At 65.9% G+C, this 22,871-nt stretch carries 17 protein-coding genes; 13 read left to right on the top strand and 4 right to left on the bottom strand.

What is annotated here, in order from left to right:
- The first annotated feature begins 15 nt into the window (after positions 1-15).
- From BUE39_RS08145 to BUE39_RS08110, 8 genes are all read left to right on the top strand, one after another.
- On the top strand, positions 16-1,590 hold the full coding sequence (locus tag BUE39_RS08145; RefSeq protein ID WP_073428146.1) for a sugar phosphate nucleotidyltransferase: 1,575 nt from the start codon (positions 16-18) through the stop codon (positions 1,588-1,590).
- Between the two features lie 63 nt (positions 1,591-1,653).
- Complete coding sequence (locus tag BUE39_RS08140; protein ID WP_073428145.1) at positions 1,654-3,039, top strand: undecaprenyl-phosphate glucose phosphotransferase; 1,386 nt, start codon at positions 1,654-1,656, stop codon at positions 3,037-3,039.
- 68 nt (positions 3,040-3,107) lie between these two features.
- Positions 3,108-4,247 (top strand): polysaccharide biosynthesis/export family protein, encoded by a 1,140-nt coding sequence (locus tag BUE39_RS08135; protein WP_083084490.1) that lies wholly within the window; start codon positions 3,108-3,110, stop codon positions 4,245-4,247.
- Positions 4,248-4,295: 48 nt separating this feature from the next.
- The gene (locus tag BUE39_RS08130; protein ID WP_073428144.1) at positions 4,296-6,530 is read left to right on the top strand and encodes a polysaccharide biosynthesis tyrosine autokinase; all 2,235 of its coding nucleotides are present in this window, start codon (positions 4,296-4,298) and stop codon (positions 6,528-6,530) included.
- Positions 6,531-6,640: 110 nt separating this feature from the next.
- Complete coding sequence (gene gmd, locus BUE39_RS08125) at positions 6,641-7,759, top strand: GDP-mannose 4,6-dehydratase (RefSeq protein WP_073428143.1); 1,119 nt, start codon at positions 6,641-6,643, stop codon at positions 7,757-7,759.
- A gap of 5 nt (positions 7,760-7,764) precedes the next feature.
- Positions 7,765-8,721, top strand: coding sequence for a GDP-L-fucose synthase family protein (locus BUE39_RS08120; protein WP_073428293.1), 957 nt, complete (start codon positions 7,765-7,767; stop codon positions 8,719-8,721).
- Positions 8,722-8,835: 114 nt separating this feature from the next.
- Entirely contained in the window at positions 8,836-9,978 is a 1,143-nt protein-coding gene (locus BUE39_RS08115; RefSeq protein WP_073428142.1) for a glycosyltransferase family 4 protein, read from the top strand.
- A gap of 80 nt (positions 9,979-10,058) precedes the next feature.
- Entirely contained in the window at positions 10,059-11,393 is a 1,335-nt protein-coding gene (locus BUE39_RS08110) for a glycosyltransferase WbuB (protein WP_073428141.1), read from the top strand.
- A 31-nt stretch (positions 11,394-11,424) separates the two neighbouring features.
- On the opposite strand, the gene BUE39_RS08105 is transcribed toward BUE39_RS08110, so the two are convergent.
- Positions 11,425-11,883 carry a hypothetical protein gene (locus BUE39_RS08105; protein WP_235004834.1) on the bottom strand — a complete coding sequence of 153 codons (459 nt, stop codon included), beginning with the start codon at positions 11,881-11,883 and terminating at the stop codon, positions 11,425-11,427.
- Between the two features lie 193 nt (positions 11,884-12,076).
- Between BUE39_RS08105 and BUE39_RS08100 the strand changes: the two genes are divergently transcribed.
- Positions 12,077-12,697, top strand: a complete 621-nt coding sequence (locus BUE39_RS08100; protein ID WP_073428139.1) for a DapH/DapD/GlmU-related protein — start codon at positions 12,077-12,079, stop codon at positions 12,695-12,697.
- Positions 12,698-12,862: 165 nt separating this feature from the next.
- The gene (locus tag BUE39_RS08095) at positions 12,863-14,602 is read left to right on the top strand and encodes an FAD-dependent oxidoreductase (RefSeq protein WP_073428138.1); all 1,740 of its coding nucleotides are present in this window, start codon (positions 12,863-12,865) and stop codon (positions 14,600-14,602) included.
- Positions 14,603-14,740: 138 nt separating this feature from the next.
- Here the strand turns inward: BUE39_RS08095 and BUE39_RS08090 are convergent, their stop codons facing one another.
- Both BUE39_RS08090 and BUE39_RS08085 read right to left on the bottom strand, forming a co-directional pair.
- On the bottom strand, positions 14,741-15,955 hold the full coding sequence (locus tag BUE39_RS08090) for a glycosyltransferase (RefSeq protein ID WP_084561378.1): 1,215 nt from the start codon (positions 15,953-15,955) through the stop codon (positions 14,741-14,743).
- Entirely contained in the window at positions 15,952-17,439 is a 1,488-nt protein-coding gene (locus BUE39_RS08085) for a hypothetical protein (RefSeq protein WP_073428137.1), read from the bottom strand. Before BUE39_RS08085 ends, BUE39_RS08090 begins: the two co-directional genes overlap by 4 nt.
- A 283-nt stretch (positions 17,440-17,722) precedes the next feature.
- Here BUE39_RS08085 and BUE39_RS08075 point away from each other — a divergent pair, with 283 nt between their 5' ends.
- The gene (locus BUE39_RS08075; protein WP_073428135.1) at positions 17,723-18,871 is read left to right on the top strand and encodes an acyltransferase family protein; all 1,149 of its coding nucleotides are present in this window, start codon (positions 17,723-17,725) and stop codon (positions 18,869-18,871) included.
- Positions 18,872-18,990: 119 nt separating this feature from the next.
- Here BUE39_RS08075 and BUE39_RS08070 read toward each other — a convergent pair whose 3' ends face one another.
- Positions 18,991-20,178, bottom strand: a complete 1,188-nt coding sequence (locus tag BUE39_RS08070) for a glycosyltransferase (RefSeq protein ID WP_073428134.1) — start codon at positions 20,176-20,178, stop codon at positions 18,991-18,993.
- A gap of 341 nt (positions 20,179-20,519) precedes the next feature.
- Between BUE39_RS08070 and BUE39_RS08065 the strand changes: the two genes are divergently transcribed.
- Positions 20,520-21,773, top strand: coding sequence for an oligosaccharide flippase family protein (locus BUE39_RS08065; RefSeq protein ID WP_073428133.1), 1,254 nt, complete (start codon positions 20,520-20,522; stop codon positions 21,771-21,773).
- Positions 21,773-22,849 carry a glycosyltransferase family 4 protein gene (locus BUE39_RS08060; protein ID WP_073428132.1) on the top strand — a complete coding sequence of 359 codons (1,077 nt, stop codon included), beginning with the start codon at positions 21,773-21,775 and terminating at the stop codon, positions 22,847-22,849. Before BUE39_RS08065 ends, BUE39_RS08060 begins: the two co-directional genes overlap by 1 nt.
- The last annotated feature ends 22 nt before the right edge of the window (positions 22,850-22,871 follow it).

Here is a 22,871-nt window from a genome sequence, read left to right as displayed (position 1 = left end):
ACAAGGAATGCGGATATGTCGATTGAGCGAGCTGTGAGCGGTGCTTGCACCCAACCCGGCGATGCGGATGCCGCAACGAGCCGCGCGCGTTGCGCGCGCATCGTTCCGGTGATCCTCGCCGGGGGCTCGGGCACGCGGCTATGGCCGGTATCGCGGGAAAACTATCCGAAGCAACTGATCGACGTGGTCGGCTGCGACTCACTGTTGCAGGCCACCGCGCGGCGCATGGACGGCTTTCCCGCCGGCTGGAACGTGGATGCGGCGCCGATCGTCGTGTGCGGCGAGGAACATCGCTTCGTGATCGCGGAGCAGCTTCATGAAAACGGCGTCGAGGCTCGTCTGATCGTCGAACCGGCGCGCCGCGATACGGCGCCGGCGTTGACGCTCGCGGCCTCGCTCGCCTGCGCGGACGGCAGCGACGCGATTCTGATCGTGATGCCCGCGGACCATTCGATCGCGGACCTGCACGCGTTGCAAGCCGCGTTCGACAGCGCCGCGCGCTACGCGGAACGCGGCGCGATCGTGACGCTCGGCGTGCCGCCCACGCGTCCCGACACGGGCTTCGGCTATATCCGCATCGGCGCGGAACTGTCCGACGGCGCGCATGCGATCGGCGGTTTCGTCGAAAAGCCCGCCGAGGAAATCGCGGCGCAGTACGTCGCGGCGGGCACGTATTGGTGGAACAGCGGCATCTTCATCGTGCGCGCGAGCGTGTGGCTCGACACGCTCAAGCGTCTGCAGCCGGAGATGCATGCGGCGTGCGAGCTTGCCTTCAGCGGCGGCCGTAGCGAGGGCGCGTACTTCCGTCCGCTGGTGGACGCGTTTCTCAGCGCGCCCGCGGATTCGATCGACTATGCGGTGATGGAGCGCCTCACCGAAACGGACGAGGCCGAAGCCGAGGCCGAAGCCACGCAACGCGCCGACGCAAGCGCGTTCGTCGTCAATCCGCCGGGTGTCGTCATCCGGCTGGAAGCGGGCTGGTCGGATCTGGGTTCGTGGGACGCCGTGTGGGCCGCGATGGACAAGGACGCGAGCGGCAACGCCGGGCGCGGCCGCGTGACCTTCGAAGGCGCCGTGTCGAGCTATGCCTATTCGGAAGGGCGGCTCGTCGCCTGTGTGGGCACGACCAATGTGGTGGTGGTCGAAACCGCCGACGCGGTGCTGGTGGTCGACCGCTCGCGCGTGCAGGACGTGAAGGGGCTCGTGTCGCGCATCAAGGCGCAGCACGCGCCCGAGGCCGACGCGCATCGCAAGGTGCGCCGCCCCTGGGGCTTCTACGATTCGATCGACCACGGCGAGCGCTTCCAGGTCAAGCGCATCGTCGTGACGCCGGGCGCGCAACTCTCGCTGCAACTGCATCACCACCGGGCCGAACACTGGGTGGTCGTGCGCGGCACCGCGCTCGTCACGCGCGGCGACGAGCAGTTCCTGCTGAGCGAAAACGAATCGACCTACATTCCGATCGGCACGCGGCACCGGCTCGAGAACCCCGGAAAAGTGCCGCTCGAAATCATTGAAATCCAGTCAGGCGTCTATCTCGGCGAAGACGACATCGTGAGGTTCAACGACAACTACGGCCGCTGCTCGTAGGCGGCTCGCCGGCACGGCTTCGCGGACAAGAACGGCAAGAACGGCAAGAACGAGGGAAGCAAAATGCGCAGGTTCCAGGATTTGCTGGCGCGAGTTTTCGATGTCGCGCTGGTGCTCGCGGGTGCGGCGGTGGCGTCGCAGATCCGCTTCGACTATCTCGCTCAATCCGGATTCTATTGGGCGCTGGTGATGTTTTCCGCCGCCTTCGCGCTGGCCATCTTTCCGGCGTTCGGCGTCTACGAATCATGGCGCGGCCGCTCCAAGCTCGCTCTCGCGGGCCAGGTCTCGCTCGCGTGGCTGATGGTGCAGGCGTGCGCGCTCGTGCTGATGTATTCGCTGCATCGCATCGACTTCGTGTCGCGCTTGTGGTTCTCGTACTGGACGGCGGTGACCGGCGGCCTGCTGATCTCATGGCGGCTCATCACGCATGCCGTCCTGGCGCGCGCGCGTCAACACGGCATGAACCTGCACCAGGTCGCGATCGTCGGCAGCGGCTCGCAATGCGACGCCATCATCCGCCGCATCGAATCCGCGCCGACCACCGGCTTTCGCGCCGCCGCCGTCTACAACACGCGCCCCGACACCGCGCCCGTGACCAGTTCGCGCGTGCCCGTTTTCGGCACCGTCGACGCGCTTGCCGACTACATCCGAAGCAACGACGTGCACGAGCTCTGGCTGATGCTCTCGCTCACCGAGGAGCCGCTGATCTGCTCGCTCGTCGGCGAGTTCCGCGACGACCTGGTGAACATCCGTTTCATGCCGGACGTGCGCAGTCTCGCGCTTTTCGAAGGCAGCGGCGTGATCGATCTGCTCGGCGTGCCGGCGATCAACCTGGTCGCGTCGCCGCTCTCGGCGAGTTCGATGCTGAAGAAGGAAATCTTCGACCGCTTGTTCGCCGCGGCCGTGTTGATCTGTCTTGCGCCGATCCTGCTCGCGATCGCGATCGCCGTGAAGCTCTCGTCGCGCGGCCCGGTTTTCTTCAGGCAGAAGCGCAAGGGCGCGGACGGCCGCGTCTTCACGATCTACAAGTTCCGCTCGATGCGTGTGCATACCGAGCAGAAAGGCACGCTCAAACAGGCCACGCGCGACGATCCGCGCGTCACGAAGGTGGGCGCTTTCCTGCGCCGCACGAGCCTCGACGAACTGCCGCAATTCTTCAACGTGTTGCGTGGCGATATGTCGGTCGTCGGACCGCGTCCCCATGCGCTCGAGCACGACGACCTCTATCAGAAGGTGGTCGCGGGCTATATCAATCGCTACCGGATCAAGCCGGGCATCACGGGCTGGGCGCAGATAAACGGCTTTCGTGGCGAAACCGACCGCATCGAAAAAATGGAGCGGCGCGTGGAGCATGACCTGTATTACCTGGGGCATTGGTCGTTCGCGCTCGATATGCGGATCATCGGCGCGACGATCATTGCCGGACTAGTGCATCGAAACGCTTACTAAGCAGTCAACAAGCACGCCTGACGCTGCCTCCATCGAGGACAGCCGCCGTGGCGCAAGGAGGAAACATCATGAGCTCGCTTGTCATACGCACGGGAAGTCTTCTGGTTTGCGCAGTGGCGACACTGCTTTCGGCCTGTTCGCTGGCGCCGGGCCAGCACCTGGTCACGCCTGCCGCCCTACAGGACACGGGCGGTGAATACAGCACCGAGGCCTCGCAGCAGGTGCAGATTCCGATCACCGACATCAACCTCGCGCTGCTGCGCAAGATGAACGCGGCGCGCCAGGCGGCCGGGGTGGCGCCGGAGACGGCCGGGCTGTTCGGCAAGCCGCCCTCGTACAAGGTCGGCCCCGGCGACGTGTTGCAGATCGTCGTATGGGATCACCCCGAACTCGCCGCCGCGCTCGGTCAGCCGCCGGCGAACGCGAAGACGTCGGATGCCGCGCCGGGTTTTCTGATCGATGAAAACGGCGACGTGCAGTTTCCGTACGCAGGCACGGTGCACGTGGCGGGCAAGGACGTCGGCACGATTCAGAAAGAGCTGCACAGGAAGCTGAGCGTCGTGTACCAGAAGCCCGAAGTGACGGTGCGGGTCGCGTCGTTCCGGGCCGCGCAGGTGTACGTCGACGGTGAAGTGCGTCTGCCGGGCGCGCAGTCGATCAACGACATTCCGATGTCGCTCACGAGCGCGATCAACCTGGGCGGCGGCTTCAGCGCCAATGCGGACCGCAGCCGCGTGGAACTGATCCGCAAGGGCGTGACGTATCCGCTGAACATCGACGATCTGATCAAGCGCGGCCGCAATCCGTCGGACATCTACCTGCAACCGGGCGACCTGGTGCGGGTGGCCTCGCGCGAGGACAGCGCCGTGTTCGTGATGGGCGAGGTCAACAAGCCGGCCACCATCACGCCGATGCGCAACGGCACGCTGTCCTTGTCGCAGGCGCTGTCGGACAGCGGCAGTTTCAATTCGAATACGGCCGAGACCAAGCAGCTCTTCGTGATCCGCAATTCGACGAGCGACCAGCCGCAGGTCTACCACCTCGACGCGAGGTCGCCGGTGTCGATGGTGCTCGCGAACCAGTTCGAGCTTCAGCCGAAAGACGTGGTCTACGTCGACAACGGCGGCCTCGTTCGCTTCAACCGCGTGCTGAACCTGTTGCTGCCGGCGATCAATGCCGCGGTGACCGGGGTCATCGTCGCCAAATAACGATACGAATCTGGACCTTGAACCGCCGGGCTTTGTTGGGTGAACACTATGGCAATCAACTTCGAAAACCGCTATACGGATGTGTCCGGGCAGGATGAGCTTCACCTGTCCGACTATCTGCGCACGATCGTGCGAGGCTGGCGCACGATCGTCACGGTGACGCTCATCGCGCTCGCGCTGGGGTGCGCGTACGCGTTCCTCGCGCCGCCGACGTATCGCGCCGACGTGCTGTTCCACGTCGAGGACAAGACCGGCAACAACAACGGCAACGGCAAGGATTCGCTGCCGCCGCTCACCGGCATGTTCGACACCAAGCCTTCCACGGCGGCCGAGATCGAGTTGCTGAAGTCGCGTCTCGTCACCGAGGAAACCGTCAAGAAGCTGCATCTCGACATTACGGCCACGCCGCGCTATCTGCCGCTGGTCGGCGGCAGGATCGCGGGGCTGGTGAACGGGCAATGGGGTTTCAGGCTGCCGTCGTTCATCAATCTGTCGGGCTATGCGTGGGGCGACGAGCGCATCGCGGTATCGCGCTTCGACACGTCGAAGGAGATGTACGACACCACCTTCACGCTGATCGCGGGCAACGAAGGCGCATACGTGCTGCGCGACCGGAACGGCATCGCGATTCTGTCCGGCCGGGTCGGCGAGACCGTGGAAACCGATACCGCCGACGGTCCGATCGCGCTGCGCGTCGATTCGCTGGTCGGCGCGCCCGGCGCGCGTTTCGAATTGCAGCGCGCCTCGACGCTGAGCACGGTGGACCGCCTGCAAAAAGCGCTGGTGGTGGCCGAAACCACGCTGCAGTCCGGCGTGATTCGCGCGAGTCTCGAAGGCGGCGACAGCGCGTTGACGGCGGCGATCGTCAACAGCATGGCGCGCGAATTCGTGCGCCAGGATGTCGCGAGCCGTTCGACCGAAGCGGAGCACATGCTCGCGTTTCTCGATCAGCAACTGCCGGGGCTGCGCAAGGAACTCGACGAGGCGGAGCAACGCTACAACAAGTTCCGCAACACGCACGGCACGGTCGACCTCGGCGAGGAAAGCCGGCTGCTGCTGCAGCAGATCGTCGACAACAAGACCAAGCTGCTCGATCTGCAGCAGCAACGCGCGGAGATGTCGCAGCGCTTCACGGCGAACCACCCGTCGGTGGCCGCGCTCGACGCGCAGATCGCGGCCTTGCAGGGCGCGCAGGCCGCCATGAACCGCAGCGTCGCCGTGATGCCGGATACCGAACAGACCGCGTTGCGCCTGTTGCGCGACGTGCACGTCGACACGGAGCTGTACACCAACCTGCTCAACAGCGCGCAGCAACTGCGCGTGGCGAAGGCCGGCCAGGTGGGCAGCGTGCGCGTGGTGGACTTCGCCGAAGCGCCCGACGAGCCCGTGCGTCCGAAGCGCGTGCTGGCGATCCTGATCGCGCTCGGCGGCGGCCTCGTGCTCGGCATCCTGCTGACCTTCTTCAGGCGCGCGATGTACGGCGGCGTGGAGCGTCCCGACGAACTGGAAGCCGTGCTCGGCGTGCCGGTGTTCGCGGTGGTGCCGCGCAGTCAGACGCAGTTGCGCTTGCAGGAAAACGTCATGCTGCGCCGTCGCGGGCTTCACGTGCTCGCGCAACAGGCGCCGGAGGACATCGCCGTGGAAGGCGTGCGCAATCTGCGCACCTCGCTGCAACTGTCGCTCGATCATGCCGAGAACAACGTCGTGATGATCACCGGCTCGCGGCCCGATACCGGCAAGTCGTTCCTCTCGGTGAATCTCGCGGCGCTGGTGGCGTCGGCGAACAAGCGCGTGCTGATCATCGACGGCGACATGCGGCGCGGCGACGTGCATTCGCATTTCGGCATCGGCCATCAGCCGGGTTTGTCCGACGTGCTGAGCGGCGGCGATCTGGCCGCGATGATCCAGCGCAACGTGCTGCCCGGCCTCGACGTGCTCGCCAAGGGCACGCTGCCCTCGCATCCGTCGGAACTGCTGATGAGCAAGCGCTTCCAGACCCTGCTCGACGAACTGAAGCCGCATTACGACCTTGTGATCGTCGATACGCCGCCGGTGCTGGCGGTGACCGACTCGACGCTGATCGGCAAGTACGCCGGCACGACGCTGCTGGTGGTGCGCCACGGCCGCCATCCGCTGAACGAGATCACCGAAACCGCCAAGCGGCTGCGCAACGGCGGCGTGGCGCTCAGGGGCGTGCTGCTCACCGACGTGCCGCAGGAAGGCGCGTTCCTCGGCTCGGGCTATCAAGGCGGTTACTACGGGTACGACAGCATCGCGGGGTGAGGCGGCCCACGGTCGGGGGTCGGGGTCGGGGTCGGCCGTGTCGCGGTATGGGCATGGGGCATGGGGCATGGGTATTGGCATTACAACAAGCTCAACGAGGAGAACACTCAATGAAACGCAAGGTCGCGCTGATCACCGGCGTCACGGGACAGGATGGCTCCTACCTGGCCGAGCTGCTGCTCGCCAAGGATTACGACGTGCATGGCATCAAACGCAGGTCATCGCTGTTCAATACCGACCGGATCGATCACCTGTATCGCGATTCCCACGACCCGGAGCAGAGACTTTTTCTGCACCACGCGGATCTGACCGACTCGACCAGCCTGCTGCGCGTGATCCAGCGCGTCGAGCCCGACGAGATCTACAACCTCGCGGCGCAGAGCCACGTCGCGGTGTCGTTCGAGGAGCCGGAATACACGGCCAACGCCGACGGTCTCGGCGCCTTGCGGATTCTCGAGGCGATCCGCATTCTCGGGCTTCAGCAGAAGACGCGTTTTTACCAGGCGTCCACCTCGGAGCTGTACGGCCTCGTGCAGCAGGTGCCGCAATCGGAGACCACGCCGTTTTATCCGCGCAGCCCCTATGCGGTCGCCAAGCTGTTCGCGTACTGGACCACGGTCAATTACCGCGAAGCCTATGGCCTCTATGCGTGCAACGGCATTCTGTTCAATCACGAATCGCCCGTGCGCGGCGAGACTTTCGTGACGCGCAAGATCACCCGCGCGGTGGCGCGCATCGCGGTGGGCATGCAGAAGACGCTATATCTCGGCAATCTGTCGGCGCTGCGCGACTGGGGTCATGCGCGCGACTACGTGGAGATGCAGTGGCGCATGCTGCAACAGGAGCAGCCCGAGGATTACGTGATCGCGACCGGCGTGCAGTACAGCGTGCGTCAGTTCGTGCAGCATGCGGCCGCCGAACTGGGCGTCACCGTGCGGTTCGAAGGCACCGGCGTGGATGAGGTGGGCATCGTCGAAAAGGTGGAAGGGCGCGAGGTCAAGATGTCGCCGGGCGACGTGATCGTGCGTGTCGATCCGCGCTATTTCCGGCCCGCCGAAGTGGAGACGCTGCTGGGCGACCCGTCGAAGGCGCACGTGAGGCTCGGCTGGCGGCCCATCACGCCGTTCGGCACGCTCGTCAAGGAAATGGTGCGCGCCGATTATCAGATTGCACGACGTGACGCGCTCGTCACGCTGGCCGGATTCACGGCGCTGGAACATCACGAGTGAGCGCGATGAACAAACAGGCACGCATCTTCGTCGCGGGGCACCGCGGCATGGTCGGCTCCGCGCTCGTCAGGCGGCTCGCCGCCGAGGGTTATCCCAACGTCGTCACGCGTTCGCGGGCGGAACTCGATCTGATGGATCAGGCCGCCGTGAACCGCTTCTTCGAGGCGGAGCGGATCGACGTGGTGCTGCTCGCGGCGGCGCGCGTGGGCGGCATTCTCGCCAATGCGTCGCGGCCCGGCGAATTCATCTACGAAAACCTCGTGATCGAAACCAACGTGATCCACGCCGCGTATCGCGCCCGCGTGGAGCGGCTGGTGTTCTTCGGCTCGTCGTGCATCTATCCGAAGCAATGCCCGCAGCCGATTCGCGAGGAGTATCTGCTGACCTCGCCGCTCGAGCCCACCAACGACGCCTATGCGATCGCGAAGATCGCCGGCCTCAAGCTGTGCGAGGCGTACAACCGCGAATACAACACGCAATACGTCGCGTTGATGCCGACCAACCTGTACGGCCCCAACGACAACTACGACCTGAACAGCAGCCACGTGCTGCCCGCGCTGCTGCGCAAGGCGCACGAAGCCAGGCTGAACGGCGCGGCCAGTTTGACGGTGTGGGGCTCGGGCACGCCGCGCCGCGAATTCCTCCACGTCGACGATCTCGCCGCGGCCACGCTGTTCGTGCTCGAACACAACGTGACCGAGGGGCTCTTCAACGTCGGCGTCGGCGAGGACCTGTCGATTCGCGAGCTGGCCGAAGGCATCTGCAAGGTGGTCGGCTTCGAGGGCGAACTCGCGTTCGACGCCTCGAAACCCGACGGCACGCCGCGCAAGCTGCTCGACGTCTCGCGGCTTGCGCAAATGGGTTGGCGCGCGCGAATCGGCCTCGCGGAAGGCCTCGCATCCACGTATCGGCAATTCGTCGCAGCGCATGCCGGCTCGCTGCCCGCGACGCTGCAAGCCTAGGTGCGCGCCGTGCGAAGCGAGCTCAATTTCCGGCTGAGGACGCGCCTCGCGACGTTGTGGGGGCGCGGCGCGCGCACCGCGCGGAGAGACGATCTTTCGAGGAGCGGCATAAAAATGACAGCGTCAGTCACGATCTTTCACAACGTCGTGTGGTCGCGCCACAAGGGTGTCGTGTTTTCCGCCCTGCATAACATTTCGGCATCCGGGGCGATCCGCTATTCGATGGTGCAGATCGCGGACACGGAGCACGACCGCGTGGGTTTTTCCGATGTCGACTATTCGTACCACCGCTATCCGATGCAAAAGCTGTTCGACGGCTGCTACGAAGACGTGCCGACGCTGAAGATGATCGCGCGGCTCACGTGGGAAGTATTGCGGGCCAAGTCCGATTTGATCGTGCTGCCCGGCTATCACCGCCCCGAGTACTGGGCGATGCTGGCGGCGTGCATCGTCACCGGCAAGCGGCGCGCGGTGTTTTGCGATTCGACCGCGCGCGACCGGCCCAAGAAGCTGCTCACGTCGATCCCCAAGCGCGTGTTCTTTTCGCTCTGCGACGGCTATTTCGGTTTCGGCGAGCGCAGCCGCGAGTATCTGCTGTCGCTCGGCGCGAAACGCGACAAGATTTTCGTGCCCTGCCAGGCCGCCGCGCTGCCGGGTTCGTTTTCGCCGGAGCGCGCGCTGGTCGAACGGGTCGCCGCGCGTGCCGGCAATCCGCCCGTGTTCCTGTACGTCGGCCGTCTTTCGGAAGAGAAGGGCATCGGCACGCTGATCGAGGCGTTCGCCGGTTTGCGGCGGCGCGTTCCGGCGGCGCAACTGCGCATTGTCGGCACCGGGCCGATGGCCGACGCGCTGCACGCGAAGGTGGGCGAACTCGGGCTCGGTGAAGCGGTGATCTTCGCCGGCAGTTTGCAGGACGAGCCGCTCACGCAGGAGTATTACCGCGCCACCTGCATGGTGCTGCCGAGCCACAGCGAGCCGTGGGGCCTCGTCGTCAACGAGGCGCTCGCGCACGGCTGCCCGGCGGTGGTCAGCGAGAGTTGCGGCTGCGTGCCGGAACTGGTGATCGACGGCGTGAGCGGCTACGCGTTCATGGCGGGCGACGTCGCCGGCTTGCAACGCACGCTGTTGAAATCGATGGAAGCGTTCGCCGACGCCGCGGGCACCGCCCATCGTTGCATGGATGTGATTCGCCGTTTCGATCCGCCTTCCGCCGCCGCCAATATCGCCCGCGGCTGCGCCTTGATGTTGCGCGATTGACGTTGCGCGACGGATGGCACGCATGACCGCAAGACGCGAGCATTGCGCCCGCGGAGCCCTAACACGTTCTGGCAGTCACAATGAAGATCCTCATCTACGGTCTCAACTACGCGCCTGAGCTGACGGGAACGGGCAAGTACACGGCGGAAATGGCCGCACTTCTGACGAGCCGCGGCCACGAGGTCCGCGTGGTGTGCGCGCCGCCTTACTACCCGGAGTGGCGCGTCGCGGAGGGCTATGCAGGGTGGCGCTATCGGCGCGAAACGCGCGACGGCGTGGAACTGTGGCGCGCGCCGCTGTGGGTGCCGTCGCGCCCGAGCGGCGTCAAGCGGATGCTGCACCTCGCCACCTTCGCGGCGAGTTCGCTGCCGCTGCTCGCCTGGCAGGCGCTGTGGCGCCCCGACGCGGTGATGCTGATCGCGCCGACCTTGATGTGCGCGCCGGGCGCGCTGGCGCTTGCGCGCATGACGGGTGCGAGCGCGTGGCTGCATATCCAGGACTACGAGGTCGACGCGGCCTTCGAACTGGGTCTGCTGAAAAGCTCGCGCGCCGCGCGCGTGGCGCGCTGGGTCGAACGCGCGTTGCTGCGGCGCTTCGATGCCGTGTCGTCGATCACGCGGCAGATGAGTTCGCGCGCGGCGGCCAAGGGCGTGGATCGCTCGCGGGTGGTGTGCCTGCCCAACTGGGTCGACGTGTCCGCCGTTTTTCCGCTTGCGCGAGCGAGCGAATACCGGAGCTTGCTGGGCATTCCGGCCGGGCAGAAGGTGGTGCTGTACTCCGGCAACATGGGCGCGAAGCAGGGCATCGAAACGCTCGCCGACGCCGCCGCGTCGCTGGCCCGGCGCACCGATATCACGTTTGTTTTCTGCGGCAGCGGGGCCGCGAAAGAAAGTCTGTTCGAGCGTTGCGCGGGCTTGACCAACTGCATCTTCATGCCGCTGCAACCGGCGGAGCGTCTGAACGAACTGCTCAACCTCGCCGACATTCACGTGCTGCCGCAACGCGCGGACGCCGCCGATCTGATGATGCCGTCCAAGCTCACCGGCATGCTGGCGAGCGGCCGCGCGACGGTGGCGATGGCGCGCCGCGGCACCGCGCTTTATGAAGCGGTCGCGCCGCGCGGCGTGGTCGTGCCGCCCGATAACGTGAAGGCGCTGGCCACCGCGATCATGGCGCTGGCGAGCGACCCCGCACGCCGCGCCGCGCTCGGCAAGGCGGCACGCAGTTATGCGGAGCGCGCGCTGTCGCCGGAGTCGACCCTACGCACCTTCGAGGAGCGGCTCGCGATGCTCTCGCGCAAGTCACGCGGCAGGCGTGTGAAACGCGCCGCGCCGTCGTTCGCAGCGGGTCCGTCGAGCGCGGCGGTGCTGCGTCACGGCAAGCCCGCCACAGCGGAGGACGCCGCGCCGGAATGATCCGGCACGCGGCCCTGTCATGAAAGGCATATCACCACGGCGAACGATAGACGGGACGCTTGCCCGTCGCATACGGATCGGCGTAAGCGTTTCTCGCCGCGCCTTCGGGCAGCAGCGCTTCGGCGGCGTTCGCACGTCCCGGCCTGGCGGCGACGGGCACCTGGCCGGCTCGAGGCTTGCCCTTGCCGGGCGCCGGCTTGCCGCCTCCCAGCACGGTCATGCGTCGTTCGTCGAGCAAGGTTTGTTGCGCATCGCCGGCCTTGCCGAGCGGCGCGTCGTCGAGGCTGTATTGGCGCGGCGCGCCGAGCAGCTTCTGCTCGCGGTCCTGGTGCTTCGCGCGCCGGTTCGCCGGGGCTTGCGCGGCGCCGCCGTAGCCGGCGGCGGCCGCCGCGGGAGCGGGTCCGGCGGCGGGCGCGGCGTTCTGCGCGAAGACCGGCATGGCCGACGTTGCAATGGCGAGAAGCATCGAGATAACAGTGCGTCGAAGCATAAGGTCCATCGTATTCCCCAGCAGCAGGCAGTCGCGATACAGCTATCGTGCGCCAGGCGGCAGGCGGGCAACCGCCAAAACGCTTGCCCGCACGGCCAGCGTGCCGAGCCGGGGAACGAGCCGCAACATAATGCAGGCAATCCGGCGGCAAGCATGCACATGCGCGCCACCGCTGCCGACGGGGAGACAACTCATGGGTAAGGTCGCCGACGATCCGCGCATCGGCCGCAGGCCGCAAGCAGAAGCCGCGCGCGAGCCGGGCCGCGTGATCGATCTGAGCCTCGCGGGCAAGGGCAACTATCGCGCGAAGCGCGGCGTTCTGATCGAGCTGGTCTGGTTTGTCGTCGAAGCCTGCGTGATCAACAACAAGCTGCTGCCTTTCTCGTTCGTGCGCGTTGCGTTGCTGCGCCTGTTCGGCGCGAGGATCGGAACGGGCTGCCGGTTCGTGCATCCGTTGCGCGTGAAGGCGCCGTGGAATCTGCAAGTGGGCGATCAATGCTGGTTCGGCGTCGACGTGTGGATCTACAACCAGGCGCCGATTCGCATCGGATCGAATGTCTGCATTTCGCAGGGCACGTTCCTCAGCGCCGGCTCTCACGACATGAGCACGACGATGGATCTGCGCGTCGCGCCGATCGTGATCGAGGACGGCGTCTGGATCACGTCGAAATGCGTGGTGCAAATGGGTGTGACGATCGGCCGTTCAGCCGTGGTCACGCCGTTGTCGGTCGTGCACCGTTCGCTGGAACCGGAAGGCGTCTATGGAGGCAATCCTTGCCGCTTCATCCGCAAGCGTTTCGATTCCGTGAGCTGAACCACAGACTTAAAACCGCAGCGTCGATACGCTGAGGAGACCCAGGACGTGATCGCGGACAAGCCGTGCCCGGTCACGACATACACGTGATTGACTTGCAGTCGCCGGCCGGCGAGAGCCAGTCACGCACTCCAGAAACGCATGCATAAAGATCGGGAGCCGTGGATGTTCATCGATACTCGCACAGTCGAACCAAACACAGTCATTGAAACGACGGTCTGCATCATCGGCGCGGGGGTGGCCGGCATCACGCTTGCGCGTGAAATGTCGAAGGCCGGTGTGGATACCTGCATGCTCGAGAGCGGCGGATTCGGACCCGACGACGAAACCCGCGACCTGTATCGCGGGGAGAGCGTCGGGCTTCCCTATGCGTTCGCCGACGGTTCGCGCAGCCGCTACTTCGGCGGCAGCAGCAACTGCTGGGGCGGATGGTGCCGTCCGCTCGACCCGTGGGACTTCGAAAAGCGCGACTGGATCGCGCATAGCGGCTGGCCGTTTCGCCTCGACGAACTGGCGCCGTATTACGCGCGCACGCATGAACTGCTGAAACTCGGTCCGCAAAATTTCGACCCGGCGTACTGGGAGCGCGAGATCGGGCGCGATGACGTGCGGCGCATGCCGCTCGCCACCGGCGACATGCGCGATACCGTCGCGCAATTCAGTCCGCCCGTGCGCTTCGGCAAGGCGTATCGCGAGGAATTGTCGCGCTCGAAGCGGGTGCGCGTGTTTCTCTACGCGAACGTGCTGAATATCGACGCCGACGCTCAGGGCACGACGATTTCGCGGGTGCGCGTGGGCACCGTCAGCGGCCGCAGGATGACGGTGTCGGCGAGAATTTTCGTGCTGGCGACGGGCGGCATCGAGAATGCGCGCCTGCTGCTCGCCTCGAACAACGTGCAGGCCGCGGGCCTCGGCAACGCCAACGATCTGGTGGGCCGCTATTTCATGGATCATCCGCGAATGATGTCGGGCAAGGTGCGCTTTCGTCCGGGCATCGCGCGCAACAAGCTCTACGACATCAAGTATCACTATCAGAACGCGGCGGTCTCGGCGCACGGCACGAAGATCTCCTCGCAGTTCGCGCCGAAGCAGGAACTGATGGAGCGCGAGAAGCTGCTGAATTCGCGCGTGTGGCTCTATTCGCGCTGGTACGGCGAAGGCAGCGCGGGCTCCGAGGCGCTGATCCGCTGCAAGGAAGCGCTGCTGCAGAAAGATCAGCCGGGCCGCAGCCTGAAGGCGGACATCGCGACCATGGCGATGCACCCGATGCAAACGGTCGGTTACGGCCTGACGCGTCTTTTGCAGTGGCCGGCGCTGATCACCGGCGTGACGCTGCAGGCGATCGTCGAGGCGGTGCCCGATCCCGATAGCCGGGTCACGTTGTCGGCCGATCAACGCGACCGCTTCGGCATGCCGCGCGTGAGAGTGGCGTGGCGTCTCGGCGAACAGGTGCAGCGCACCTTCGACAGAACCTTCGCGCTGCTCGCGCAGGAGTTGCAGATGGCCGGCATCGCGGACGTCGAGCTCGATGCGCCGCTCGAAGGCCGGCCGTGGCCCGCGAAGCTGGAGGGCACCTGGCATCACATGGGCACGACGCGCATGCACGATTCGCCGCGCGAGGGCGTGGTCGATCGCGATTGCAAGGTGCACGGCATCAGCAATCTGTATGTGGGCGGCAGTTCGGTGTTTCCGACCGTGGGCGCGAATTTCCCGACCATCACAATTGCCGCGCTGGCGCTGCGTCTCGCGGGGCATCTGGTGCGGCAGCTCGATGTGCCGGACGTCATCAGCACGACGCGGGCCGAAGCCGCGAACAGCAGCTTGACGTCGGTTCACGCAGCACCGGAAGTCGACACGCTGCCGATCGCGGCCGCCACGTTGACGCCGTTGATGAAGGAGCAGTGAGGCGCGAAGGAAGCCGTTGATGGCGCGTCATTGACGCGCCATCAACGTTTCCGGGGGACTGCTGCGAGATTCGATGAGGCGAGGCAAGCTCGCGTGAATTAGCGGATCAGCGGATCAGCGGATCAGCGGATCAGCGGATCAGCGGCTCGGCTGCGTGGCTTCGTGCAGCGCGGCGAGCGGGTTGTCGCGCACGTCCTCGGGGCCGCCGCGGGTTTCGAGCAGGGCGGTCAACGCGCTGACCATCGTTTCGATCCTGAAGCGCGCATTGAACGTGCGGACCGCCTGGGCGCGCATGGCCTCGCGCGCCGCGTCGTCGAGTTCGAGCCAGCGCAGCAGATTCTTTTCCGTTCCCGCTACCGTGTCGGCGGCGACCATGCCGGCGCCGTCCGCCTCGATTTCGCGCCATACGTTGACCTTGTCGGAGATCAGCGCCGGCAGTCCACAGCCGAGCGCCTCCGCCACCGCCACGCCGAAGTTCTCCTGATGCGACGGCAGCGCGAACACGTCGCTTGCGTGAAAAGCGCCCCACTTCAGGTCGCCTTGCAGCATGCCGGGAAGACTCACGCGCTGCGCGATGCCCGCCGCCTCGGCCTGGGCGCGCAGCGTCGCGACCCAGCCGGTTTCGTCCGGGCCGGCGATCACGAGGTGCAAGGCCTGATCGCGGCTGGCGATGCGCGCGAACGCGTCGATCAGCAGATCGCAGCCTTTCTTCGCATGCACGCGGCCGAGAAACAGGACGATGCGCTTGCCGCGCAGGCCGGGCACGGCGGTGAGGAACGCTTCGCGCAGCGGCTGCGGGTCTAGCGAGGGCACGGTGGTGCCGAACGGCACGATCCGTTCACGCGCGCGATACAGCCAGAACGATTGGCGCGCCCGCGTGCGCTCTTCTTCCGTCGTGAAGATGACGGCGCGCGCGTCGCGCAGCACGCGGTACTCGGCCCACGGCCAGTACAGCCACTTCTTCAGATGCTTGAGCGGATACGCTTCCTTGAACCACGGATCGAGCATGCCGTGCGCGTACACGTAATACGGCACCTCGCTTTTGCGCAACGCCTTCCAGGCGGCGAGGCCGTGGTACTGCCACAGGCCGTGCACGATGACCGCGTCGAAGCGGCCAGCGTTCGCGGCGAGCCACGGCGCGAGCCGCTTGCAATAGCTGTAGCGGCTGCGGGTCGGGCCGAACACGTGCACCGGAAACGGAAACGCCGCGAGGTAGGCGTCGCCGGGCGCATCGCAGGTGGCGACTTCGATCTCGTGTCCGGCGTCCCGCATCGCCATGCCGCTGCGGCGAACGCCTTCAACCGGACCGCCGGCGCGTGGATCGACGCTTGCAAGCAGGTGGAGAATTTTCATCGGGCGATAGTCGGTCGGTTGGAGCGTTGCGTGGGCGACGTGCGCGACACCAGCGCGCCGAATTCGCTCGCGCCGTGCGTTGCCGAACGCGATACGCCGAGCGTGGTCGCGAGATCGGCGCGGCCCATGCCGGGTTGGATTCGTCCGGGCAGGTCAGGCGGCGTGGCGAGGCGCATCAGCGGCGGCTTGCGCACGCGTTTCGCGCGCGCCGGCAGCGCGCGTTGCAGGCGCGCGTGCGTGGCGATCATCAAGCCCAGGCCGATGCCGAAGATCAGCCCGGAAAAACGCGGCCCGAGCGGATTGCCGCCGATCGACGTCGCGGGCAACGCGGCGAACAGCATGATGGCGCGTCCGAGCACCGGCAGCATCGGCGCGTCCGGCACGACCGAGCGCCAGTAGCGATATGACAGGAAGCAGATCACGAGCGCGGCAAGCGACGCCAGCGGCATGCCGATGCCGAACAGCAGCCCGCCCGCGAAGAATTGATAGACCCAGAAGTTATGGCCCGCGGCCCATTCGTTGATCGCGTAAAAGTCTTTCTCGCTCATCTGGCCCGCGAGGTCCGGCAGGTAGGCGGGCGAGTAGCGGTAGTAGTGGCCGTAGCCTTCGCCGAACAGCAGCGTTTCCGGCGACGCCGTCACCTGGTCGAACTGGTCGCGCATTTCGGCGAGACGGGTGATGGTGGTCGGGTCCTTGCCGGAGACGGTTTCCTTGGAGGCGAAAATGCGCTGAGCCCAATGTTCCGCCACGGTCGGCATGCTCAGTACCGCGATGCCGGCCACGCCGGCCAGCAGCACGCCCGCCACCATGCCGCGGCCGACCGCGCGCCAGATCTGCCGAATCGACGGCGCGCTCAGCGCCATTGCGATCACGAACAGCAGCGCGGTGCCGACCAGCAGACTGCGGGTCACGCTCAGCAATTCGATGACGATGCTCGTGGCGAACACCGCGACCGTGACGAAGCTGAAGCGCCGCGCGACGACGAATTCATGCAGCAGCACGCCTTGCAAGCCGAGCAGCGTGACGGAGATGATGCGATAGCGCACGTCCTCGAGGCCGCCGCCGGTCGCCATGCCATAGCCGAAGGTGAAGGCGAGGCTGACCACGTTCGCGACGAACACGGCTTTCTCGAACTGCGCGATTCTGAACTCGCTCCACGGCCGGCACGCGACGAGATAGCCGAGCATGAAGAGCCCGAACGGCAGCAGCACGCGCAGGTAATTGCCGGTGTCGTTGTCCTGAACCAGTTGAGCGACGACGCTGCCGAGCACGCAGAGCAGCACGCTCGCGGTGACGGCCGAGCGCAGCCGCGAGCGCTCGTGAAAGCGCGGCGCGATCAATGCGAGGGCGAGGCCCGCGGCGATCGCGGGCAGAACGAAGACGAACTGGGCGAAGTGGCCCGTGTTCGCATCGGTGGCCTTGTAGTCCAGCGCAAGCGGTAAGACGAAAAACCATATCCAGGGCGTTGCGTACTGATGGCGCATTGCTTGATTCCTCCCCGTCGCCGTCGATTCGCCGTCGGTCTGCTGCTAACGGTCTCACATCGGTTCATTGTGCGGGAATATCCCCGCCTGCCAATTGGCGTGGCCGGTTTCGTCGCCCATTGCCTGGGTTCTGGCGACAGTGGCAAGGGCGCGCTCTGCAAGACCCGCGCACGCTTTCCGATCTTGTCGGCCAATGCCTTGATGTTGGCGCGCACGCACGGCTAGCGCCACCGAAGATGCAGAAAGGGACATGCGCCCGCGACAGGCGAGAGGAGAGAACAAGATGAAATTATTCGGCGGGGCGGGGCCTTCCAAAGCAGGGCGATCGATCGAACTCGACTTCGTTCGCGGCATCGCGATCATCGCGGTGATGGGCTATCACTTTCATGCGGTGCAGACCGGCAATGTGCTGATTCAGATCATCGAATATCCGTTGAAGAACTTCGGGCGCGAAGGCGTGAACCTGTTCTTCACGCTCAGCGGTTTTCTGGTGGGCGGCCTGCTGCTTCGACAGTATGCGGAAACCGGTCATGTCGACGCGCGGCGCTTCATCATCCGGCGGATTTTCCGCATCTGGCCCGCGTATTACGTGCTGCTCGCGTTTCATCTGCTGGTCGCGCGGCATCCGTGGAACACGTTCCTGTTCCAGAACCTCGCGCACTTGCAGAACTACCTGGGGACGTCGATCACGCAGACCTGGAGTCTCGCGGTGGAGGAACACTTTTATCTCGTGCTGCCCGCGTTGCTGTTGCTGTTCGCGCGCTGGCGGCTCGGCGCATGGACGATCGTCGGCGTGCTCACCGGCATTTGCGCGGTGGTGCTCACCGCGCGCTGCTTCGCGGTCGCGGACGGCAATCTCGAAGGCGCCTTCGCGTACACGCAATATCGGATCGACAGTCTGCTGGTGGGCGTGATTCTCTCCGCGATCTACTGGATGAAGCCGGGCGTCTACCATCAACTCGCGAAACGCAAATGGCTGCTGATCGCAAGCATCGTGCTGCTGTGCGCATGGCTCGCGTTCGCGACGAAGAACCTGGCGCTCGACGAAAGCATCGGCTACACGATCCAGGCGATCGGGTTCGCCGCGTTGATCGTATTCGTGCTGGAGTATTCCGGGTCGCTGCGTTCGTCGTGGCTCTATCGCGGGGTCGCCTGGATCGGCCTCTATTCCTACGGCATTTACCTGTGGCATTCGCTGGCGCTGGCGCCCGGCGACATGCTGATTCGCAAGGTGAGCGCACTCGGCCTCGCACCGAGCCTGATCTGGATCGTGGCGCTCACGTTCCAGTTCGCGCTGGCGATCGCGATCGGCTATGTGACCACGCGCGCGATCGAGTATCCGTTCCTGATGATGCGCAACGCGCTGTTCCCGGAAAAACGCAACAGTTCGGTGCGCGAGGAAGTGCCCGTGGCCGGTGGGCAATTGTCTTGAGTCGACGGTGGTGGGTGGTGGCGCGGCCGGCTGCGCTAGCGCGCCGACCGCCGCGCGGCTTGGACGCTTCGCCTGACCGTGTGCGGGGCAACGCCTTTGCCGCCCCGCCCGCTGTGCGATCACGCCATCTGTTGCAGCAGGGTCTGCTTGAATTGCCCCAGCGTATGCCGTGACAGCAGATCCTCCCGCGCGGACGCAACGGCCTCGCGCGCATGCGGCCACGAGGTCAGCGTCTCGGTGATCGCGCGGCCGATCGACGCGGAGCTGAGATCGCTCAGGATCGGTCCCAGTTCGCAGCGCCGGCTGAACCAGCCGATCAAGCCGTCCTCCGTGGCGATGACCGGCTTGCCGAAGCGGTAGGCCTGCACCAGCACGCCGCTCATGCCGTAGTGCCCCTTGTAGCCGAGCCACACCGCGTCGCACGCCGAGAACAGATCGCGCTCGACGTCGTTCGAGATGAAGGCGTCGAGCACCAGCGGCGGCGGCGTGAGGCTGCGCACGTGATTGCGCATGAAGTGGCGCGTGCCCGCGTCCTGCTCGCCGGCGACGATCAGCGTGGGCGCATGTTCGAGACGCGTCAGCGCGTGCACCAGTTCGTAAATGCCCTTGCGTTCGGTGATCGCGCCGTATACCAGCAGATAGCGTTGCGCGGGGTCCAGTCCGAGCCGCTCGCGAGCGAGCACCGGGTTCTCTGCGCGCTCGTCGGGAAACGGGTCGGCGACGTAGGCGACCGTCGCGCCGGCCAGCGAATGACGCGCCGCCCATTCCGGCAAGGTGGGGTCGATGGTCAGCAGCGTGCGCAGTCCGGTGCAGCGTACCGCGCGCTTGAAGAGCCGCGCCTTGAGCGCATTGACGAGCGGGCGATCGGGCGCCTTAATGCCGACCTCGTGATGATGGAACGTCGCGCGCATCGTGATGCCGATCCAGGGCGTCTGGCCGAACGGCGAGCCGAGAAACGGCAACGCATGGAAAAAGTAGTCGACATACGGCACGACCACGAGCCGGATCTTCTGCATGCGGCTGATGATCGTATGCACGCGCTTGAAATAGCGGTGAAAGCGCCAGTACTGGTTACGTTCGAACGGACGCCCGCGGCGCGGGGCTTCGGGATCGACGAAGGCGATCTGCTGATCGGGACGGTTGGCGGCCCTGATCTGCCTCGCGAGCCGGTGATCCTCGTTGGCGCATACGGTCACGAGAAGGCACGGATAGCCGGCCTCCTCGCAAGCCTGCATGGTCCACTCGACATAGCGCCACCGATGGCCGGTGAGATTGGGCTCGACAATCAGGACGTAGTCTTGTTCCATCGTTCGGTAGGCCGTGTGCGTGGTGGAAAAAATGCCCGGACGCCGGCTGTCTCGCGGCGCTGGCGCAACAACGTTAGCATCGCCGGCACGCGCGGACCCAGTCAATTTGACCCGCTTTGTGCGTCAACGTACCGGAGCGCGACGGCTTCGGCTGAACCGCGCTAGCTGATGGCGGTTGTCGCCGATTGTCTCGCGGTAAGGTCGTGCATGCAGTGCAATGAAAAATTCGCCAGCTTACTGGCGCGACCTAACTAACCATGCGCCGGCGGCGTGCGCAGCGATGCGTGGAATCGCTGCGCGCGGACCGATCCAACGGCGTGTCGATTCGACGGAGAGACAGCTTGCGGGCGAACAGGCTTCCGGCGTTCTCGGTAGCGGGCAGCTTCGGCGCGAGTGCGGCGACGTGGGTGCTGCTGCAGCAGTTCGCCGTGCGCGGCCTGGTGGCCGTCAAATTCCTCGCGATCGGCCGGATGCTCGGACCGGAAGCGATCGGCAGCGTGAGCGTGGCCCTGCTCGCGGTGGCGATTGCCGAGGCGCTGTCGGATACCGGCCTCGCGCAAGCGGTCATTCAGGGCGAACACGCGCCGACGCGCTCGCAACTCAGCGCGGTATGGACGACGCTGACCGCGCGCGGCGTGCTCATTTCGTTGCTGCTGGTCGCGCTCGCGCCGTTGCTGAACAGCCAGTTCCATCTCGACGGTTCACTCGTGCTGCTGCAACTCGCGGCGCTGCTGCCGTTGTTGCGCGGTCTCGCGTCGCCCACTTACTACGTCGTGCAGCGCGAGCGGCGCTTCCAGCATATCGCGGGTGTGGAAGTGGCGGCCGCCTTCGTCGATTGCTCGGTCGGCCTCGCGCTCGCCTATGGCGGCGTGGGCGCGGTTTCGGTGCTGCTCGGCCTGGTGGCCGGCGAAACCCTGAAAAGCGCGCTGACCTGGCTGACGATGACGCCGCGTCCGCCGCTACGCGTGGTGTGGTCGGGCATCGGCCAGTATGTCGGTTTCAGCCGCTGGATCTGGGCGAGCAGCGTGATTAATCTGCTGCTCAACCAGTTCGACAAGGTGGTGGTCGGCAAGCTGCTCGGCCCGGCGCAACTGGGCAGCTATCAGATGTCGTCGCGGCTCGCGCAGATGCTGCTCGCCGACGCCGCGATCGCCATGTCGCAATACCTGTTTCCCACCTTCGCGGCGCATCATCGCAGGAATCCGCAGGGTGCCGCGCGGCTCATCAAGGTCTATCTGCTGGCGGTCGCGGTCGGCCTCGCGGTGTTCGTCGAGGCGCTGCGGCTGGTCGCCGAGCCGCTCTTCTCGCTGCTGCTCGGCGCGGCGTGGCTGCCCGCGGTGCCGCTCTTCAGGATCCTGGTGATCAACATGGCGATCGGCGCGCTGATCGCCGTACTGGTCGCTTATCTGCGCGCGGTGGGCGACGCGAAGGCGACCGTGCATGCCTCGGCGATCCAGGTGGTCGTGTTGCTGGCGAGCGCGCCGCCCGCGGTTCATTGGTGGGGCGTCACGGGCATTGCCTGGTCGATGACCTTGGGGCTCGGCTGTGCCGCGGCCTGGATGCTGTTCAGGACGCTGACTGCAAGGACTTCGTGATGCGTGTCTTTCATCTGGTTCTGGCGCCGCGCCTGTCGGGCGCCGAAGTGCTCGCGAAGGATCTCGCCATCGACCAATGCGCGGACGGCATGGCGGTATGCGTGGCCTCGCTCATGCCCGTGCACGCCGACTTCGTGCCCTTGCAGAACGAACTGGAGGGGCACGGCGTGCAGTGCTGGTTCCCGGCGCGGCGCCATCGCGCGGCTCGCAAGCTGTGGAATCTGCTGGTCGCGGTGCGGCGCTTTCGTCCTGATGTGATCTTCGCGCATGCCACCATTCCGTCGTTTTACGCCCGCGCGTTGCCGTTGCGCGTGCCGGTCGTCTACGTCATGCACTCGGCGACCAACGACTTCGAGCGCCCGTTGTTCCGGCGCATCGAGCATGTGCTGTCGGGACGCGCGCGGGTGGTGATCGGCGTCTCGCAGCAAGGCCTGACCGACTACGTGCAGGCGATCGGGCCGCATCCCGCGATGACGGTGGTGCCGAACGGCGTGGACCTCGCGCGCTTTGCCTTTACCGACGGCGTGGAAAGTGGCGGACGCGCGCCGCAGATCGTGCAGATCGGCCGCTATGCGTCGGTGAAGAATCAGCTTCTCACCGTGCGGGCCTTCAGCGAAGTGCTCAAACGGGTGGACGACGCGCGCCTCGTGCTGTACGGCGTCGTCGAGGACCCCGACTATCAGCGCGCGGTGATCGAACTGGCGAAACAACTGGGCGTGGCGGAACGTGTCGTGGTGGCCGGCCCGCGCACCGACATCGCCACCGTGTTGTCGGAGTCGAACGTGTTCGTCATGCCGTCGCGCTCCGAGGCGCATAGCGTGGCGTTTCTCGAGGCGCTCGCTTCCGGCGTGCCGATCGTCGCGAGCCGGATTCCGTCGTTTGCCTTCGCGAACGGCTTTCCGGGCGTGCAACTGGTCGATACCGACGACGTGCAGTGCTATGCCAATGCGGTCATCGTTGCATTGGGGCAAGCGCGAGCGCAGCGTTCGCTCGTCGGCCTGACGCTCAGGGATACCGCCGCGCGCTACCGGGCGATCGCGCAACAGGTGTGTCTCGCCGCCGTCTCGGCCCGTTAGCGCGCATCACGCGTGAGTGCGG

Origin of the sequence: Paraburkholderia terricola, assembly GCF_900142195.1 — a bacterium.
GTDB classification, from domain to species: domain Bacteria; phylum Pseudomonadota; class Gammaproteobacteria; order Burkholderiales; family Burkholderiaceae; genus Paraburkholderia; species Paraburkholderia terricola.
Note: the sequence above shows the minus strand (reverse complement) of the source record. Positions and strands in the feature narration are given on the sequence as shown.

What these genes read in the sequence shown, in the direction of transcription:
- BUE39_RS08145 (WP_073428146.1), top strand. Translation starts at nt 16, where the DNA reads ATGTCGATTGAGCGAGCTGTGAGCGGTGCTTGCACCCAACCCGGCGAT.
- BUE39_RS08140 (WP_073428145.1), top strand. Translation starts at nt 1,654, where the DNA reads ATGCGCAGGTTCCAGGATTTGCTGGCGCGAGTTTTCGATGTCGCGCTG.
- BUE39_RS08135 (WP_083084490.1), top strand. Translation starts at nt 3,108, where the DNA reads ATGAGCTCGCTTGTCATACGCACGGGAAGTCTTCTGGTTTGCGCAGTG.
- BUE39_RS08130 (WP_073428144.1), top strand. Translation starts at nt 4,296, where the DNA reads ATGGCAATCAACTTCGAAAACCGCTATACGGATGTGTCCGGGCAGGAT.
- gmd (WP_073428143.1), top strand. Translation starts at nt 6,641, where the DNA reads ATGAAACGCAAGGTCGCGCTGATCACCGGCGTCACGGGACAGGATGGC.
- BUE39_RS08120 (WP_073428293.1), top strand. Translation starts at nt 7,765, where the DNA reads ATGAACAAACAGGCACGCATCTTCGTCGCGGGGCACCGCGGCATGGTC.
- BUE39_RS08115 (WP_073428142.1), top strand. Translation starts at nt 8,836, where the DNA reads ATGACAGCGTCAGTCACGATCTTTCACAACGTCGTGTGGTCGCGCCAC.
- BUE39_RS08110 (WP_073428141.1), top strand. Translation starts at nt 10,059, where the DNA reads ATGAAGATCCTCATCTACGGTCTCAACTACGCGCCTGAGCTGACGGGA.
- BUE39_RS08105 (WP_235004834.1), bottom strand. Translation starts at nt 11,883, where the DNA reads ATGCTTCGACGCACTGTTATCTCGATGCTTCTCGCCATTGCAACGTCG.
- BUE39_RS08100 (WP_073428139.1), top strand. Translation starts at nt 12,077, where the DNA reads ATGGGTAAGGTCGCCGACGATCCGCGCATCGGCCGCAGGCCGCAAGCA.
- BUE39_RS08095 (WP_073428138.1), top strand. Translation starts at nt 12,863, where the DNA reads ATGTTCATCGATACTCGCACAGTCGAACCAAACACAGTCATTGAAACG.
- BUE39_RS08090 (WP_084561378.1), bottom strand. Translation starts at nt 15,955, where the DNA reads ATGAAAATTCTCCACCTGCTTGCAAGCGTCGATCCACGCGCCGGCGGT.
- BUE39_RS08085 (WP_073428137.1), bottom strand. Translation starts at nt 17,439, where the DNA reads ATGCGCCATCAGTACGCAACGCCCTGGATATGGTTTTTCGTCTTACCG.
- BUE39_RS08075 (WP_073428135.1), top strand. Translation starts at nt 17,723, where the DNA reads ATGAAATTATTCGGCGGGGCGGGGCCTTCCAAAGCAGGGCGATCGATC.
- BUE39_RS08070 (WP_073428134.1), bottom strand. Translation starts at nt 20,178, where the DNA reads ATGGAACAAGACTACGTCCTGATTGTCGAGCCCAATCTCACCGGCCAT.
- BUE39_RS08060 (WP_073428132.1), top strand. Translation starts at nt 21,773, where the DNA reads ATGCGTGTCTTTCATCTGGTTCTGGCGCCGCGCCTGTCGGGCGCCGAA.